We start from the raw sequence: 16,512 nt of genomic DNA on the forward strand, positions 1-16,512 counted from the left end.
TAGATGACGGGGCGGGGGGTTGTCTTGTTGGTTTCTTCCCCCCCTCACCACCCCCCGCCGAAGGGCTTTTCAGCTGTCCTCCCTCCCCCTCCCCCCCCCCCCCCGCCGGCGTTCGGCCCGGTGCTTCCGTCGGGGGTCGGCGTCCCGGCGGCGTGGGCGGCGGTCAGCCGTTGCGCGGGCCCGGGAAGGCCGAGGAGCGGGACGCGCCCGCCGTGGCGGGCTGGGACTCCTCGCGCAGGGGCTGCGGGGGGACCGAGCGGGCGGCCGGGATCGTGGGGAGCGGACCCAGGGTGCGGGTGGTCGCTCCCTCGGCCAGCGGCTCCGAGGACTCCGCGGACTGCGCCCGCCGGGCACCGTAGCGGCGGTGCACGGCCTGCTTGGTGACGCCGAGAGCCGAGCCGACCGCGTCCCACGAGAAGCCGAGCGAGCGGTCGAAGTCCACCGCGGCGGTGACCAGCGTCTCGACGCTGTCGCGCAGCTCCTGCGCGAGGCGGACGGTGGGCGCGGGGGCCCGGCCGTAGACGACGAAGCCCGTGGAGGGGCCTGAGCGGCGCGGGCGGTACACATTGCCGAGCTGGGCGGTGAGCGTACGCAGAGCATCCACCTGGCGGCGAACCCGCTCGATGTCCCGCACCAAGAGGTGCAGGCTGGCCCGGGCTTGGGCGTCGTGGGTGGCGTGGTCGGCCATGAAGAAGCCTCTCGAACCGGTGCTGAAGGGCGGATCGGGCCGCAGAAACCGTTCACACGCGGCCCGTTTTGGTCAATCTCTCTTGACCAACGCGCCACCCGTCGCCCAGGTCACGCTGTGGGGGCGTGTCGGCATATGCGAGAGGCGCGCGTGTGTGTGTACGCCCCCTCGACACCACAGGTGGGCCGCCCGGCCGAGGCCCCATAGACTGGTGCGCTGCTGTCAGCCGAAATAGCGAGGTAGGACCCCAGTGAAGCTCGTCTTCGCAGGCACCCCCGAGGTCGCCGTGCCCGCCCTGGACGCCCTCATCGCCTCCGGGCGGCACGAGGTCGCGGCCGTCGTCACCCGGCCCGACGCCCCGGCGGGCCGAGGCCGGCGGCTCGTCGCCAGCCCGGTCGCCGAGCGCGCCGAGGAGGCCGGCATCGAGGTCCTCAAGCCCGCCCGGCCGCGCGACCCGGACTTCCAGGCCCGACTGCGGGAGATCGACCCGGACTGCTGCCCGGTCGTCGCGTACGGCGCGCTGCTCCCCAAGAGCGCCCTCGACATCCCCAAGCACGGCTGGGTCAACCTGCACTTCTCGCTGCTGCCCGCCTGGCGCGGAGCCGCGCCCGTGCAGCACTCGATCATGGCGGGGGACCAGGTCACCGGCGCCTCCACCTTCCTGATCGAGGAGGGCCTGGACTCCGGCCCGGTCTACGGGATCCTCACAGAGGAGATCCGCCCCACCGACACCAGCGGCGACCTGCTCACCCGGCTCGCCTTCGCCGGCTCCGGGCTGCTGGCCGCCACCATGGACGGCATCGAGGACGGCACGCTGCGCGCCGTCGAGCAGCCCCGTGACGGGATCTCCCTCGCGCCCAAGATCACCGTCGAGGACGCGCGGATCGACTGGACGGCTCCGGCGATGCGCGCCGACCGCGTGGTGCGCGGCTGCACGCCGGCGCCGGGCGCGTGGACCGTCTTCCGCGGTGAGCGGCTCAAGCTGATCTCGGTGGGCCTGGTGGCCGACCGCACGGACCTGGCGCCGGGCGTGCTGGCCCCGGCCAAGAACAACGTCTACGTCGGCACCGGCTCGCACGCCGTGGAGCTGCTGTGGGTGCAGCCGCAGGGCAAGAAGCCGATGCGCGGCGCCGACTGGGCCCGCGGGGTGCGGATCGCTCCCGGCGAGCGGCTGACGGCGTGACCGGCACGGTCCGGCCACGGCAGCCGGCGGGGCCGACGTAGGCTGAATCCAGCCGCGCCGCTCGCGGCGGCGCGGGCGCAGCACCGTACCGCCGCGTCCCCCGGGACGCCCGGTATCCCCTCTCATCACCACGCACCACCTCGTAAACCCGGAGCACCTTTCACGTGAGCGAACAGCCCCGTCCCCGTCGCAACCCCGCAGGCAACCGGCAGGCCAAGCCGTACCGCCGGCCGCAGAAGGACCCCGTGCGGATGCTGGCCTTCGAGGTGCTGCGGGCGGTGGACGAGCGCGACGCGTACGCCAACCTCGTGCTGCCGCCGCTCCTGAAGAAGGCCCGCCAGGACGAGAGCTTCCAGGCGCGCGACGCGGCACTGGCCACCGAGCTCGTCTACGGGACGCTGCGCAGGCAGGGCACGTACGACGCCGTGATCAAGGCGTGCATCGACCGGCCGCTGCGGGAGGTGGACCCGCCGGTGCTGGACGTGCTCTCGCTCGGCGCGCACCAGCTGCTGGGCACCCGGATCCCCACGCACGCGGCGGTCTCGGCGAGCGTGGAGCTGGCCCGGGTGGTGCTCGGGGACGGGCGCGCCAAGTTCGTCAACGCCGTACTGCGGAAGATCGCCGCGCACGACCTGGACGGCTGGCTGGAGCGGGTCGCACCGCCGTACGAGGACGACGCCGAGGAACACCTCGCCGTGTACCACTCGCACCCCAGGTGGGTCGTCAGCGCCCTGTGGGACTCGCTGGGCGGCGGGCGCGCCGGGATCGAGGACCTGCTGGAGGCCGACAACGAGCGGCCCGAGGTGACGCTGGTCGCGCGTCCCGGGCGGTCCACGCAGGAGGAACTGCTGGAGGCGGTCGGCGAGGACTCGGCGCTCCCGGGCCGCTGGTCCCCGTACGCCGTCCGGATGGCCGAGGGCGGCGAGCCGGGCGCGCTGGAGGCCGTACGGGAGGGCCGCGCGGGCGTGCAGGACGAGGGCAGCCAGCTGGTGGCGATGGCCCTCGCGGCCGCGCCGGTCGAGGGCCGCGACGAGCGCTGGCTCGACGGCTGCGCGGGCCCCGGCGGCAAGGCGGCGCTGCTCGCGGCGCTCGCGGCGCAGCGCGGGGCGTTCCTGCTGGCCTCGGAGAAGCAGCCGCACCGGGCGCGGCTCGTGGAGCGCGCGCTGGCGGGCAACCCGGGCCCCTACCAGGTCATCGCGGCCGACGGCACCCGGCCGCCGTGGCTGCCGGGGTCCTTCGACCGCGTGCTGATGGACGTGCCGTGCACGGGCCTGGGCGCGCTGCGCCGCCGCCCGGAGGCCCGCTGGCGCCGCCGCCCGGAGGACCTGGAGGGCTTCGCCCCGCTCCAGCGCGGGCTGTTGCGCGAGGCGCTGTCGGCGGTGCGGGTGGGCGGCATCGTCGGCTACGCGACGTGCTCGCCGCACCTGGCGGAGACCCGGGTCGTCGTGGACGACGTCCTCAAGGGCCGCGGCGCGGGCGCCTCGCCGGTGTCCGCGGAACTGATCGACGCCCGCCCGTACATGCCGGGCGTGGCGGGCCTGGGCGACGGCCCGGACGTCCAGCTGTGGCCGCACCTGCACGGGACGGACGCGATGTATCTGGCGCTGCTGAGGCGAACGGCCTAGGCACGGCCGGCCGGCATCCTCACGCCCCGGTCCGCCTCCGGCGGATCGGGGAGGCCGCCATCGGGGTCCAGGACAGGGCCAGGATCGCGGCTCCCGTCCAGAGGGTCGTGTGCAGGGTCGTGAGTTCCGCCAGGAGGCCCGAGGCGGCGGAGCCCAGGGCGAGGGCGCCGGTCAGGGTGAAGCGGAAAGTGGCGTTCATCCGGCCCAGGAGCGGGTCCGGGGTCAGGTGCTGGCGGAGGCTGACGCCGAGGACGTTGTCCGAGCCGATCTTCATCATGGTCAGCAGCCAGCCGCCGCCCGCCAGCCAGAGCCACGGGCCGTGGTCCAGCAGCGGTACCAGCAGGGCCGCCGGGGTCAGGCTGAGGAGCAGGGCGCGGCCGTAGCCCACGCGGGCCGCGACGGGCCGGGCCAGGCGGGCTCCCAGCAGCAGGCCCACGCCGCCCGCCGCCCAGAACAGGCCCAGCGCGGCGGGGGACAGGCCCAGCTCGCGGACGAAGAGCACCGGGAGCATGGTGTTGACGACCGCGCTGCCCAGGTTGTTCAGGGTGGCGGCCAGTGCCAGGGCCCGCAGCTCGGGGTGACCGAGGACGTGCTGGAGTCCCTCCTTGATCTGGGCCAGGAGCGGGGTGTGGGCAGGCGCCTGCGGGGCCGGGGTGGGCCGGATCCGGGTGAGGCGGAGCGCGGAGGCGAGGTACGCGGCCGAGGAGCAGGCCAGCGCGAACGGGGCGGTCAGCGCGGCGACCAGGGCGCCGCCCGCGCCGCGGCCCGCGATGTTGGCGGCGGCCATCAGGGTCACCATGGCCGTGTTCGCCCGGACCAGGCCGCCGCGGCCGATGAGCTGCGGCAGGACGCTCTGGGAGCCGACGTCGGAGAAGACGGTGGCGCAGCCGGTCAGCAGGACGACCGCGTACAGCTGCGCCAGGGTGAGCGCGTCCAGCCACCAGGCGAGCGGGAGGGAGGCGAAGAGCGCCGCCCGCGCGAGGTCCGCCGCGATCAGGACGCCGCGGGTGCGCAGCCGGTCGACCCAGGCGCCGGCCGGCAGGCCGATGAGGAGGAAGGCGAGCGTGGACAGCGCGGCGAGGGTTCCGACCTGGGCGGGGGTCGCGTCGAGTGCGGTGAGGGCGAGCAGGGGGATGGCCACGTAGCCGGTGTTGGTGCCGAGCTGGTTGAGGGTGGCGGCGCCGAAGAGGGTGCGGAAGTCCTCGTTCAGCCAAGGGGAAGAGGGGAGCGTGAGGTCGGTGGTTGCTCCTGGGACGGGTGTGGGCCCCGTTCGGGCCGTCCGGGAAAGACGCCCGGGGCGCCTGCGCGGAGACGATGTCATGGACAGAACCGTGCCGAAGGCGATCTCGCAGGACAAGTGAAATGTTCTCCATGATCACTTTAGCGTCACTACGCGAGCCGCGACTTGCGGGGTCGTGGCCGGAACCGGGTGGGGGCATGGCACGCTTGGGGGCATGGCCGCTCAGATTTATCCCAGCATCCTGTCCGCCGACTTCGCCCGCCTCGCCGAGGAGGCCAGGGCTGTCGAGGGGGCGGACTGGCTGCATGTCGACGTCATGGACAACCACTTCGTCCCGAACCTCACCCTCGGTGTGCCGATCGTGGAGTCCCTGAGCCGGGCCACGGACATCCCGCTGGACCTCCATCTGATGATCGAGAACCCGGACCGCTGGGCCCCGCAGTACGTGGAGGCCGGCGCCGGTTCCGTCACCTTCCACGCCGAGGCCGCCGCGGCGCCCGTGCGGCTGGCGCGGGAGATCCGGGCCAAGGGGGCACGAGCGTCCATGGCGCTCAAGCCCGCGACGCCGATCGAGCAGTACGAGGACATCCTCCCCGAGCTCGACATGCTGCTGATCATGACGGTCGAGCCCGGCTTCGGCGGCCAGGCCTTCCTCGACATCATGCTGCCCAAGATCCGCCGCACCCGGGAGCTGATCTCCAAGCACGGTCTGGAGCTGTGGCTCCAGGTCGACGGCGGGGTCTCGGCCTCGACCATCGAACGCTGTGCCGAGGCCGGCGCCGACGTCTTCGTGGCGGGCAGCGCGGTCTACGGGGCGGTCGATCCGGGTGCCGCCGTCCGCACGCTCCGTGAGCAGGCGGGCGCGGCGATCGCCGCGGCGCCGTGGGCTTGCGACCACTGAGTGGAGCGTTGGTGAACAGCTCGGTGAACGGTAGCCGTCCAGGCTGATCAACGGCCGTCGGATCTGACAGGATGAACGGCGAGTCGAGAGTGTGAACACGACAGTGTGAACAGCAGTGAGGAGAACGCGGTGTCTGCAATGTCGGCGGGACGGTCAGCCCTGCGGATGGGACCCGCGGAGCTGGTGCAGGCGGCGGCCATGGCGCGCCGCTTCTACCTGGAGGGGAAGTCCAAGATCCAGATCGCCGAGGAGTTCGGCGTGAGCCGCTTCAAGGTGGCCCGGGTCCTGGAGACCGCCCTCGAACGTGACCTCGTACGGATCGAGATCCGGGTCCCGGCCGAACTGGACGCGGAGCGCTCGGACGCGCTCCGGGCCCGGTACGGGCTCCGGCACGCCGTCGTCGTGGAGTCGCCCGCCGACGCCACCGAGGACGCGCCCGACCCGGAGAACCTGGGCGCGGTCGCCGCCGACCTGCTGGGCGAACTCGTCAACGAGGGCGACGTACTGGGCCTGGCGTGGGGGCGCTCGACCATCCACATGGCCGCCTCCCTGCACAGGCTGCCCCCCTGCACCGTCGTGCAGCTGACCGGCGTGTACGACGCGGGGACCGCCGAGCGCGGTTCGGTCGAGGCTGTACGCCGGGCCGCCCAGGTCTCGGGGGGCGACGCACACCCCATCTACGCGCCGATGCTGCTGCCCGATCCGGCGACCGCGGCCGCGCTGCGGAGCCAGACCGGGATCGCGCGGGCCTTCGAATACTTCGACAAGGTGACGGTCGCGGCCGTCTCCATCGGGTCGTGGGAGCCGGGCATCTCGACCGTCCACGACATGCTGACCGACGAGGAGCGGGCCCACTACGCCTCGCTGGGCGTCGCGGCCGAGATGTCCGCCCACCTCTTCGACTCCGAGGGCCGGCGGGTCGGAAGGGACCTCGGCGAGCGGTGCATCACGGTCGAGGCCGACCGGCTGCGGCGGATCCCCGAGGTCGTGGCGATCGCGGGCGGGCTGCGCAAGGCCTCCGCGATCGGGGCGGTGCTGCGGTCGGGGCTGGTGACCAGCCTGGTCACGGACACGGCCGTCGCCGACTACCTGCTGACCGAATCGGCGCCGGGGCTGCGGCCCGCGCTGGAGCGGGCCGACCCGGACGAGTAGCCCGGCCCGCCCGGCCTGACCGGGCGGGAGGGGGGTTCGGGCGTGGCCGTCGGTCGGTGCTGGTGCAGATGGTGCCGGAATTGAGATCCGAACGGCGGACCGCGGGGCGGCCCGCTGGGCGCATACTGGTTCCAATGACAAAGTCCGCAGTACCTCGCCGCCATTTGCCGTCCAGCCCGTTCAAGGCCCCCGTGGAACAGCCCATCCGGCAGTTCTCCGTCGGCGACCGGGTTACTCACGATGAGCACGGCCTCGGCCGTGTCGTCGGAATCGAGGAGGGGATCGCTGTTCTCGTCGACTTCGGTTCGGTCCAGAAGCGAATCCTGAGTCCCTACACCAAGATGGCCGCGCTCTGAGGCCAGAGGGCGATTCGCGAGCGAATCGGATATTTGGCACGATCGGTGCATGATCTTTCGGAACGTGCCCCGATCGTTGCTGCGTTTGCTGGGGGCCGTGTTCCTCTGCGTCGCGCTGGTCGGCGCGGTGGGCTGTGGCGGGAAGAAGACCGCGCCTGCCGTCGCCAGTACCAGTGCCGGTGCCAGTGCTGATCTGAGTGCTGCTCCCAGTGCCGCCCCGGGGTGGGCGAAGGGGCTGGCGACCGTACGGGTCGACGTGCTGCCGCAGCAGGCCCGGGACGTGCTCGCGCTCATCGACAAGGGCGGGCCGTATCCCTACCGGCAGGACGGCACCGTCTTCGGGAACTTCGAGAAGGTCCTGCCCAAGCAGAAGCGTGGCTACTACCACGAGTTCACGGTGCGGACGCCCGGGGAGCGGGACCGCGGGGCCCGGCGGATCGTGACGGGTGAGGGTGGGGAGTTCTTCTACACGGACGACCACTACAAGACCTTCAAGGCGGTTCTCCGATGACCCTGGACCCGCAGCCGCTCGCGCCGGCGCTCGCCGCGGCGGAGGCCGCCGGCTGGACGACCGTACGGCTGGACCTGGACGGCGTACGCGGCAAGGCCGAGCTGATGCGGCGGTGCGGGGATGCCTTGCGGCTGCCGGACTGGTTCGGCGGGAACTGGGACGCGCTGGCGGACGCGGTGCGGGACCTGTCGTGGTTGCCGGATGCCGAGGGGGCGGGGCGGCTGGTGGCGGTGACGTCGTGGCGTCGGTTCGCCGAGGCGCGGCCGGACGACTGGGAGATCCTGGTGGAGATCCTGGAGGAGGCCGTGGACTTCTGGCGGGGGCAGGAGGGGGCGCCGGGGTTGACGGTGCTGCTGGCCGAGGCCGGGGCCGAGGCGGGGGCCGAGCCCGGGCCGGCCGCCGGGGCTCCGCCCCGGACCCCGCGCCTCAAACGCCGGCGGGGCTGAAAGACCGGGGCTCCGCCCCCGACCCCGCGCCTCAAACGCCGGCGGGGCTGAAAGACCGGGGCTCCGCCCCCGACCCCGCGCCTCAAACGCCGGCGGGGCTGAGGTGCGCCGGGTGGGGCTGGGGTGCGCCAGGTGGGGGCCGGGGTGGGCCGGGTGGGGCTGAATGGTGCCGGGGTGGGACGGCCGTGCGTCAGTGGGTGAGGTGCACCTCGAGCTCGACCTCGGTCGGGCTGACGAAGGAACCGTGGATTTCACCGCGGGCCTTGCTGAAGGTCCCGGTGCCGCCGGTGATCGCGGCGTCGAAGTCGGACGGGGTCGGGGTCAGGGCGTTGTAGACCAGTGTCTGGGCCGTGATCTGCCCGTCCTTCAGTACAAGGGTCACGTTGCACTGGGCCTCGCCGCCGTCGGCGGTGCTGAGGATGGTGCAGACACCACCACCGGTGCCGACCTTCCGCCCGTTGCGGAACAGGTCGTTCGTGAAGACCTGCGTGTCGCCGGCACTCGGAGTGCCGCTGTTGTCCACGTCGACGAGCGTCTCCTGGAAGTTCCGCTCCACGAGATTGAAGGCCTTCTCGCCGCCGTGGCCACCGTCACCGTCACCCCCCGGTGCCGCCGCGGCCGCGACCGGTGCGCAGGTGAGGATCGCGGCCAACGCGGTGGCCGCACCGAGACTTGCTGCTGTGAAGGGCCGCATCATGTGCCTCCTGGGAATTACGAGCATGTGTGTGACGATTGGTCACTCAATGTCCCGTTCTATCCCCTGGCTGGTTGCCTCCAGTGGTCTGCGGGGGCGGCGCACCGGTGCGCCCGGTCTGATCCGACCGATCGGAGCAGACCGGACGCGACGAGAGCGTCGATGTCTCAGTCCGTCGGGGTCTTCGGGATCCAGGGAGGGGTCTGGCCCCAGGACCAGACCGGGATCTCGGCCGCGTCGACGGGGGGCGGGTTGGGGCCCGAGTAGATCAGGGCCATGCGGGTGCCCCACTCGATGTAGTAGGCGAACACTCCGCGGAATTCGGGGTCCGTCGGGAGGCCGACCTCGTCGGCCGTGTCCATGAGCAGGTCCACCCAGCGGCGGCGCTGCCGCTCGGTGATCGCGCGGCCCAGGTGCTGGGTGGCCATGTGCTGGTGGCCGCCGTGGTGGGCGGTGTAGTCCGAGGGGCCGCCGAAGACCTCCGACAGCCAGACCGCGACGTGCCGGGGGTGCCGCGAGTCCATGCCGGCGAAGACCGGGGCCAGGATCTCGTCCTGCAGGGCGTGGGCGTAGAAGGCGTCGGTGAGGCGGTTCATCGCCTCCGCGCCGCCCATCCACTCGTAGATCGTGGGTGTCGTGCTCATCGCTGCCCGACGGCCTTTCCGGTGCCCGCGACGTCGGTCACCGTGTAGTGCTGCATCTCCTCGATCGCCGTCACGTACGGCCGGATCGCGCTGAAGAAGGCCGGGAAGTGCTCGCCCTTGCGGAAGTCGCCCAGGTGGGCGTCGACCGAGGTCCAGCGGATGCGGAGGATGTAGCGCTCCTTCTCCTCCTCGCAGCGGGCCAGTTCGTAGTCGATGCACGCGGGCGAGGCGGCCAGGGCTTCGGCCGCCCGCGCGTACGAGGTCTCGAAGGCTTGCTGGTCGTCCAACGCGATCCGGTAGCGGATGTACTCGACGGTCGTGGTCATGGTGCGTGCCCCTCCCTCGGGGTTGGTCTCGGTGTCGGTCCTCGGTATCGGTCCTTGATGTCGATCCCGGCCAGCCTCACGCGATCACGGGCGGTCGTGGGGGGTTTTCGTCATTCGGACTCGGACTTCCTGGAGTCGGTCCCGTCGGAGACGTCCGGGCCCTGCGCGCGGACGTGGTGGACCTTGTCCAGGGAGTCACGCAGCTCGGTCAGCCAGGTGTCGGTGTTCTTTCCGACGAGGCGGACGCACCAGGCCAGGGCGTCGGCCCGGCTGCGGGCGACGCCGCCGGCGACCAGGGTGTCGAGGACCTGGCGCTCGGACTGGCGCAGGCGGGTCATCACCGGGACGGCGAGGTGGGTGAAGAGGATCGTCTCCTCGCCCGCTCGCACGCCCCAGGCGACCTTGCGGCGGTAGAGGGACTCGGCCTCGCGGGCCACCTCGATGCGCTGTTCGCGGGTGCGTTCGCGGAACTCCTTGACGGACTCGGCCGCCGGGATGGTGCCGACGACCGTGATCTCCTCGCGGTCGGCCGTGACCGAGAGGAGGGACTCGTAGACGTCCACCGGCAGGCGCTCGGCGAACCACGCGCGGAGCTGTTCGCTCTGTTCGGCTGTAATCATGTAATCAACGTTGCATCCGGCGCCTTCGTGATCGCAAGGCTTTCGCGTTCGCTTTCAGCCCACCGGACGGTGGCGGTGGATCAGGGGGACCGCCGTCTGGGTACCGTGTGCGGGAGGGGGACGGTGACGGCGCATCCGCCGTCCCGCATCCGTGACCTCAGGAAGTAGCCGCTGGGACGCAGGGCCGTTCCGCGCGGTCACGCAGGTATCGGATCTAGCTGGTCACGGGGGGTGGCCCAGATGGCTCGCGCAGTCCTGCCGGAGGCTTCCGGCAAGGAAATCTCCGCATCGATCGACGTCCTGATCGCTCTTCTCTTCGAGTCCTTACCCCGGCGGGACCAGCGGAACTGGGCCCGCGTGTACCTGAACGGGCTCGTGCGCACCACGGGGAAGAAAACCATCCGGAACATAGCCGGATCAGGGGCCGGTTCCGTGGAGCAGAGCCTCCAGCAGTTCGTCAGCAAGTCCCCCTGGGACTGGACCCCGGTCCGCCGCTCCCTCGCCCAGCACCTCGAACGCACCGCACAGCGCCCCCTGGCCTGGGTGCTCCGGCCCATGGTCATAGAGAAGGCCGGCGACCGCTCGGTGGGCGTCGGCCGGCAGTTCGTCCCCCAGCTCGGCCGCACCGCCAACTGCCAGCAGGCGAGCGGGATCTGGCTCGCCTCCAGCGAGGCCAGCTTCCCGGTCGAATGGACCCTCACCCTCCCCGGGCCCTGGACCAGCGAACTCCTGCGCCGCCGCCAGGCGGGCATCCCCGACGCCGCACGCTCCCTCACCCCCGCTCAGGACGCCGTGCGCGCCGTCCTGCGGATGGCCGCGACCTGGCAACTCCAGCGCCGGCCGGTGGTGATGGAGGTCGCGAACTGCGATCTGCCGCAGAGCATCGAGTCCTTCGCCCTCCAGGACATCCCCTTCGTCTTCAAGGTCGACGGCACCCTCCCCGTCTCCTTCGGCGGCGCCGGCCGGCACAAACCCGGGCCCCGCACCGCGCCCGCCCGCGAAGTCATCGACTCCCTGCGCTCCCGGCGCCGCGTCGTCGAATGGACCCGGCACGGCCGCGCCGAGCGCGCCGTCACCCTGCTGACCGCGGCCTCGGTCCTCGCCGCCCCCTGCGAGGACCGGCCCGTGCCCGCGCCGCCCACCCCGCTGCTGCTCGTCGGAGCCCGGACCGAAGCCGCACTGCTGCCCGCCGAGTTCTGGATCACCAACATCGGCGACCGGCCCCTCGCCCAGCTCTTCCTGCTCGCCAAACTCACCGACCGGGTCTCCCTGGACTTCACCCAGACCTGCGAAACGGTCGGCATCCGGGACTTCGAGGGCCGCTCCTTCCGCGGCTGGCACCACCACGCCACCCTCGCCAGCGTCGCCCACGCCGCGAAACTGCTCGGGGCGAGGTCGGCACGGCCGGCGGGCTACGCGCGTGGTGTGGCCGGGCGGGACCAAAGTCCCGTAGGAAAGAACCAGGCGGCCCGGTATGTCCTGGACGATCGCCCCGGGCTGTGAAAACGCCAGGTCGTGGGAGAATGAAGTACGTGCGTTTCCTCGGCTGACCCGGTCGAGGCCATAGACGGATCCTTCGATCGACTGGGATGTTCAGCACGTGCGTTTCCTCAATGACCTGAAGCCGCCGTACGACCTGACGTACGACGATGTGTTCATGGTGCCGAGCCGCTCCGCGGTCGGTTCCCGTCAGGCCGTGGACCTGTCCTCGCCCGACGGCACCGGCACCACCATTCCGCTGGTCGTGGCGAACATGACCGCCATCGCGGGCCGCCGGATGGCCGAGACCGTCGCCCGCCGCGGCGGCATCGTCGTCATCCCGCAGGACATCCCGATCGATGTCGTCACCGACGTCATCTCCTGGGTGAAGACCCGCCACCTCGTGCTCGACACGCCGATCACGCTGGCTCCCACCCAGACGGTCGCCGACGCTCTGTCCCTGCTGCCCAAGCGCGCCCACGGTGCCGGCGTCGTCGTCGACGGCGAGGGCCGCCCGGTCGGCGTCGTCACCGACCACGACCTGACCGGTGTCGACCGCTTCACCCAGCTCTCCGAGGTCATGTCGAAGGAGCTGCTGCTCATCGACGCCGACATGGACCCGCGCGAGGCCTTCAACCAGCTCGACGCCGGCCACCGCAAGCTGGCCCCGGCCGTCGACAAGGACGGCAGGCTCGTCGGCATCCTCACCCGCAAGGGCGCCCTGCGCGCGACCCTCTACACCCCGGCCACCGACGCCAACGGCAAGCTGCGCATCGCGGCCGCCGTCGGCATCAACGGCGACTTCGTGGCCAAGGCCAAGCAGCTGCTCGACGCGGGCGTGGACACGCTCGTCATCGACACCGCGCACGGCCACCAGGAATCGATGATCAGCGCGATCAAGGCCGTCCGCGCGCTGGACCCGCAGGTCCCGATCGTGGCCGGAAACATCGTCGCCGCCGAGGGCGTCAAGGACCTCATCGACGCCGGCGCCGACATCATCAAGGTCGGTGTGGGCCCCGGCGCCATGTGCACCACCCGCATGATGACCGGCGTGGGCCGCCCGCAGTTCTCCGCGGTGCTGGAGTGCGCGGCCGAGGCGAAGAAGTACGGCAAGCACGTGTGGGCCGACGGCGGCGTCCGTCACCCGCGTGACGTGGCGATGGCGCTGGCCGCCGGTGCGTCCAACGTGATGATCGGCTCCTGGTTCGCCGGTACGTACGAGTCCCCGGGCGACCTCCAGCAGTCCGCCGAGGGTCGCCTCTACAAGGAGTCCTTCGGCATGGCCTCGGCGCGTGCGGTGCAGAACCGCACGTCGGAGGAGTCGGCGTACGACCGTGCCCGCAAGGGTCTCTTCGAGGAGGGCATCTCGACCTCGCGGATGTTCCTCGACCCGGCCCGCCCGGGCGTCGAGGACCTGATCGACTCGATCATCGCGGGCGTCCGCTCCTCCTGCACCTACGCCGGTGCCGGCTCCCTGGCGGAGTTCGAGGAGAAGGCGGTCGTCGGCATCCAGTCCGCGGCCGGTTACGCCGAGGGCAAGCCGCTGCACGCCAGCTGGAGCTAAGCACCTCTTCCGGGGGCTCCGCCCCGGGACCCCCGCGTGCCGAAAACGCCGGCGAGGCTGGATCCACCAGCCCCGTCGGCGTTTGCGTCGCGCGGTACGAGCAGCTCGGCCGTCAGGGGCCGGGAGGATGATGTTCCGTCGGTGAACTGTGCACGCCCGCACGATATTTGGGAATCCGCAGGGTCACCTTCATGCCGGCGCCGACGCCCGTCTCCATCACCGGACCGTACTCGTCCCCGTAGACCTGCCGGATCCGCTCGTCGACATTGGGCAGCCCGATGCCGGAGGAGGAGCCCGCGCGCTCCCCGGCCAGGATCCGGCGCAGCAGGGCCGGATCCATCCCGACCCCGTTGTCCTCCACCGTGATCACCGCCTCCGAGCCCGCGTCCTGCGCCGTGATGGTGATCCGGCACTCCTGCGTGGAGTCCTCCAGACCGTGCTTGACGGCGTTCTCCACCAGAGGCTGGAGACACAGGAACGGCAGCGCCACCGGCAGCACCTCCGGAGCCACCTGCAAGGTCACCTTCAGCCGGTCCCCGAAGCGGGCGCCGGCCAGCGCCAGATACTGCTGGATCGAGCGCAACTCCTCGGCGAGGGTGGTGAAATCGCCGTGCCGCCGGAAGGAGTACCGGGTGAAGTCCGCGAACTCCAGCAGCAGCTCCCGGGCCCGCTCCGGATCGGTCCGCACGAACGAGGCGATCGCGGCCAGGGAGTTGAAGATGAAGTGCGGGGATATCTGCGCCCGCAGCGCCTTGATCTCCGCCTCCATCAGCCGGGTCCGCGAGCGGTCCAGCTCGGAGAGCTCCAGCTGTACGGACACCCACCGAGCCACCTCCGTCGCCGCCCGCACCAGCACCGCCGACTCCCGCGACCCGAACGCCACCAGCGCGCCCAGCATCCCGTCCTCACCGGTCAGCGGGGCCACCACCGCCCACTTCAACGGACAGTCGGGCCGCTGGCACTCGGTCCGCACGCTCTGACTGCGCCCCGTCGCCAGCATCATCGCCACCCGGGCCATCGCCCCCCGCTGATGGTGGTCGGCGCCCGGGCCGTCCCACGCCAGCACCGACCTCCGGTCGGTCAGGCACAGCGCCTCCGTGCCCAGCAGCGACCGCAGCCGCCGGGCGGCCTTGCGGGCGGCGTCCTCGGTCAGCCCGGCGCGCAGCGGGGGAGCGGCCAGCGAAGCCGTGTGCAGGGTGTGGAAGGTGGCCCGCTCCACCGGGGTCCCCAGGTCCAGCCCGGCCGCCCGTTCGCCGCGCCGGGCGTGCCACAGGCCCGCCGCCCAGCCCGCTCCCAGCAGGAGGGGGCCCGCCACCGCCAGCACCGCCAGCACGGTCGGTCCCACCGAGCTCACCGTGAACCTCCCACCCGGTCCCCGGCCAGGTTCTCCGGCAGGTGCAGCCGGGCCAGGGTGGCCGCCGTCCCGCCCGGGATCCGCGACCGGGTGGCCACGGACACCGCGACCATCGTCAGGAACCCGAGCGGCACCGACCACACCGCCGGCCACGCCAGCAGGGTGTGCGCCCAGCCCGCCGGGGCGAGCCCGGCCCGGGTCGCCAGCACCGCGCTCAGCGCCGCCCCGCCGCCCGTGACCAGCCCGGCCACCGCACCCGGCGGGGTCAGCCCGCGCCACCAGATGCCCAGCACCAGCAGCGGGCAGAACGACGAGGCCGACACCGCGAAGGCGAGGCCCACCGCGTCCGCCACCGGCACGTCCGTTGCCGCCACGCTCCCGGCCAGCGGCACCAGGATCGCCACCAGCACCGCGGTGCGGAAGCTGCGCACCCCGCGCGCCCGCAGCACGTCCTGGTGCAGCACCCCGGCCACCGCCATGGTCAGCCCCGAAGCCGTCGACAGGAACGCCGCGAAGGCGCCCCCGGCCAGCAGCGCCCCCAGCAGATCGCCGAGCAGCCCGCCGAGCATCCGCTCGGGCAGCACCAGCACCGCCGCGTCCGCGTCGCCGGTGAGCGCGAGCTCGGGGGTGTAGATCCGCCCCAGGGCCCCGTACACCGGCGGCAGGAGGTAGAAGACGCCGACCAGCCCGAGGACGACCAGCGTGGTGCGCCGCGCGGCCCGCCCGTTGGGGCTGGTGTAGAAGCGCACCGCGACGTGCGGCAGGCCCATCGTGCCGAGGAAGGTGGCCAGGATCAGCCCGTACGTCGCGTACAGCCGGTACTCCGGGCGGTCCCCCGACAACGGCTCCGACCAGCTGGACACACCGAGACCCGCCTCCGCGCGGGTGTCCGGGACGGGGGTGTCCGGGGCGAACTCCAGCCGCGCGTGGGCCCGTACCGAATGCTGCCCGGCGGTCAGGGTCAACGGGACCGACTCGTAGTCGAGCCCGTCCACCTGCCCGGTCACCGTCACCGTCAGCGGCTCCTCCACGGACAGCCGCACGTCCTGCGCCAGCGTCACCGAGGTGTGCTCCCGGAAGACGGCCGGGGCGTCGAAGCTGGCCCGCGGCGCGCCGTCCCCGGCCCAGGCCGCGACCAGGAAGAAGGCGGGGACCAGCAGCGCGGTGAGCTTGAGCCAGTACTGGAAGGCCTGCACGAAGGTGATGCTGCGCATCCCGCCGGCGGCCACCGCCGCGCACACCACGAAGGCGACGACCAGCCCGCCGGCCCAGTGCGGGGCCCCCGTCAGGATCTCCAGGGTGAGCCCGGCGCCCTGCAACTGCGGCAGCAGGTACAGCCAGCCGACCCCGATCACGAACAGCACGGCGATCCGGCGCACGGCCTGGGACTCCAGCCGGGCCTCGGCGAAGTCGGGCAGGGTGTACGCGCCCGAGCGGCGCAGCGGGGCCGCCACCAGCGCGAGCAGCACCACGTATCCGGCGGTGTAGCCCACGGGATACCAGAGCATCTCGGGCCCCTGGAGGAGCACCAGGCCGGCCACCCCGAGGAAGGACGCGGCGGAGAGGTACTCCCCGCTGATGGCCGCCGCGTTCAGGCGCGGGCCCACCGTGCGCGAGGCCACGTAGAAGTCGGAAGTGGTCCGGGATATCCGCAGCCCCAGGGCGCCCACCAGCACCGTGACCAGGACGACGACGGCGACCGCGGTCAGCGCGTACGTCTGGTTCACCG

17 protein-coding genes are annotated in these 16,512 nt (G+C 72.4%); 9 read left to right on the forward strand and 8 right to left on the reverse strand.

What is annotated here, in order from left to right; all coding sequences use genetic code 11:
• Positions 1 to 163: 163 nt before the first annotated feature.
• Positions 164 to 688, reverse strand: coding sequence for a hypothetical protein (locus tag ACZ45T_RS07885; RefSeq protein WP_468438534.1), 525 nt, complete (start codon positions 686 to 688; stop codon positions 164 to 166).
• 250 nt (positions 689 to 938) lie between these two features.
• On the opposite strand from ACZ45T_RS07885, the gene fmt reads away from it, so the two are divergent.
• Together fmt and ACZ45T_RS07895 are read left to right on the forward strand one after the other, a co-directional pair.
• Positions 939 to 1,871, forward strand: a complete 933-nt coding sequence (gene fmt / locus ACZ45T_RS07890) for a methionyl-tRNA formyltransferase (protein WP_468438536.1) — start codon at positions 939 to 941, stop codon at positions 1,869 to 1,871.
• 164 nt (positions 1,872 to 2,035) lie between these two features.
• Positions 2,036 to 3,496, forward strand: coding sequence for an RsmB/NOP family class I SAM-dependent RNA methyltransferase (locus tag ACZ45T_RS07895; protein ID WP_468438538.1), 1,461 nt, complete (start codon positions 2,036 to 2,038; stop codon positions 3,494 to 3,496).
• Between the two features lie 19 nt (positions 3,497 to 3,515).
• Here ACZ45T_RS07895 and ACZ45T_RS07900 read toward each other — a convergent pair whose 3' ends face one another.
• A complete protein-coding gene (locus tag ACZ45T_RS07900; RefSeq protein ID WP_468438540.1) occupies positions 3,516 to 4,817 on the reverse strand; it encodes an MFS transporter in 1,302 nt (433 codons plus the stop codon).
• A gap of 133 nt (positions 4,818 to 4,950) precedes the next feature.
• On the opposite strand from ACZ45T_RS07900, the gene rpe reads away from it, so the two are divergent.
• The 5 genes from rpe to ACZ45T_RS07925 all read left to right on the forward strand — a co-directional run bounded on the left by rpe (position 4,951) and on the right by ACZ45T_RS07925 (position 8,102).
• Positions 4,951 to 5,637 (forward strand): ribulose-phosphate 3-epimerase, encoded by a 687-nt coding sequence (gene rpe, locus ACZ45T_RS07905; RefSeq protein ID WP_468438542.1) that lies wholly within the window; start codon positions 4,951 to 4,953, stop codon positions 5,635 to 5,637.
• Positions 5,638 to 5,775: 138 nt separating this feature from the next.
• A complete protein-coding gene (locus ACZ45T_RS07910) occupies positions 5,776 to 6,789 on the forward strand; it encodes a sugar-binding transcriptional regulator (protein WP_468438744.1) in 1,014 nt (337 codons plus the stop codon).
• 134 nt (positions 6,790 to 6,923) lie between these two features.
• Positions 6,924 to 7,145, forward strand: a complete 222-nt coding sequence (locus tag ACZ45T_RS07915) for a CarD family transcriptional regulator (RefSeq protein ID WP_189740325.1) — start codon at positions 6,924 to 6,926, stop codon at positions 7,143 to 7,145.
• 49 nt (positions 7,146 to 7,194) lie between these two features.
• Positions 7,195 to 7,656 (forward strand): guanyl-specific ribonuclease, encoded by a 462-nt coding sequence (locus ACZ45T_RS07920; RefSeq protein WP_468438545.1) that lies wholly within the window; start codon positions 7,195 to 7,197, stop codon positions 7,654 to 7,656.
• Positions 7,653 to 8,102 (forward strand): barstar family protein, encoded by a 450-nt coding sequence (locus ACZ45T_RS07925; protein WP_468438547.1) that lies wholly within the window; start codon positions 7,653 to 7,655, stop codon positions 8,100 to 8,102. Before ACZ45T_RS07920 ends, ACZ45T_RS07925 begins: the two co-directional genes overlap by 4 nt.
• 190 nt (positions 8,103 to 8,292) lie before the next feature.
• Here ACZ45T_RS07925 and ACZ45T_RS07930 read toward each other — a convergent pair whose 3' ends face one another.
• From ACZ45T_RS07930 to ACZ45T_RS07945, 4 genes are all read right to left on the reverse strand, one after another.
• Positions 8,293 to 8,823 (reverse strand): allene oxide cyclase barrel-like domain-containing protein, encoded by a 531-nt coding sequence (locus tag ACZ45T_RS07930; protein WP_468438549.1) that lies wholly within the window; start codon positions 8,821 to 8,823, stop codon positions 8,293 to 8,295.
• 140 nt (positions 8,824 to 8,963) lie between these two features.
• A complete protein-coding gene (locus tag ACZ45T_RS07935) occupies positions 8,964 to 9,440 on the reverse strand; it encodes a group II truncated hemoglobin (RefSeq protein ID WP_468438551.1) in 477 nt (158 codons plus the stop codon).
• Positions 9,437 to 9,766, reverse strand: coding sequence for a putative quinol monooxygenase (locus tag ACZ45T_RS07940; RefSeq protein WP_468438553.1), 330 nt, complete (start codon positions 9,764 to 9,766; stop codon positions 9,437 to 9,439). Before ACZ45T_RS07940 ends, ACZ45T_RS07935 begins: the two co-directional genes overlap by 4 nt.
• Before the next feature lie 110 nt (positions 9,767 to 9,876).
• A complete protein-coding gene (locus tag ACZ45T_RS07945) occupies positions 9,877 to 10,386 on the reverse strand; it encodes a hypothetical protein (RefSeq protein ID WP_468438555.1) in 510 nt (169 codons plus the stop codon).
• A gap of 240 nt (positions 10,387 to 10,626) precedes the next feature.
• On the opposite strand from ACZ45T_RS07945, the gene ACZ45T_RS07950 reads away from it, so the two are divergent.
• On the forward strand, positions 10,627 to 11,889 hold the full coding sequence (locus ACZ45T_RS07950) for an IS701 family transposase (protein ID WP_468438557.1): 1,263 nt from the start codon (positions 10,627 to 10,629) through the stop codon (positions 11,887 to 11,889).
• A 76-nt stretch (positions 11,890 to 11,965) separates the two neighbouring features.
• On the forward strand, positions 11,966 to 13,429 hold the full coding sequence (locus ACZ45T_RS07955) for a GuaB1 family IMP dehydrogenase-related protein (protein WP_468438746.1): 1,464 nt from the start codon (positions 11,966 to 11,968) through the stop codon (positions 13,427 to 13,429).
• A 112-nt stretch (positions 13,430 to 13,541) separates the two neighbouring features.
• On the opposite strand, the gene ACZ45T_RS07960 is transcribed toward ACZ45T_RS07955, so the two are convergent.
• Together ACZ45T_RS07960 and ACZ45T_RS07965 are read right to left on the reverse strand one after the other, a co-directional pair.
• Positions 13,542 to 14,774, reverse strand: coding sequence for a sensor histidine kinase (locus ACZ45T_RS07960; protein ID WP_468438748.1), 1,233 nt, complete (start codon positions 14,772 to 14,774; stop codon positions 13,542 to 13,544).
• A gap of 5 nt (positions 14,775 to 14,779) precedes the next feature.
• Positions 14,780 to 16,510, reverse strand: coding sequence for a sodium/solute symporter (locus tag ACZ45T_RS07965; protein ID WP_468438559.1), 1,731 nt, complete (start codon positions 16,508 to 16,510; stop codon positions 14,780 to 14,782).
• Positions 16,511 to 16,512 lie beyond the last annotated feature (2 nt).

It is taken from the genome of Streptomyces sp. NPDC030995, assembly GCF_055571215.1.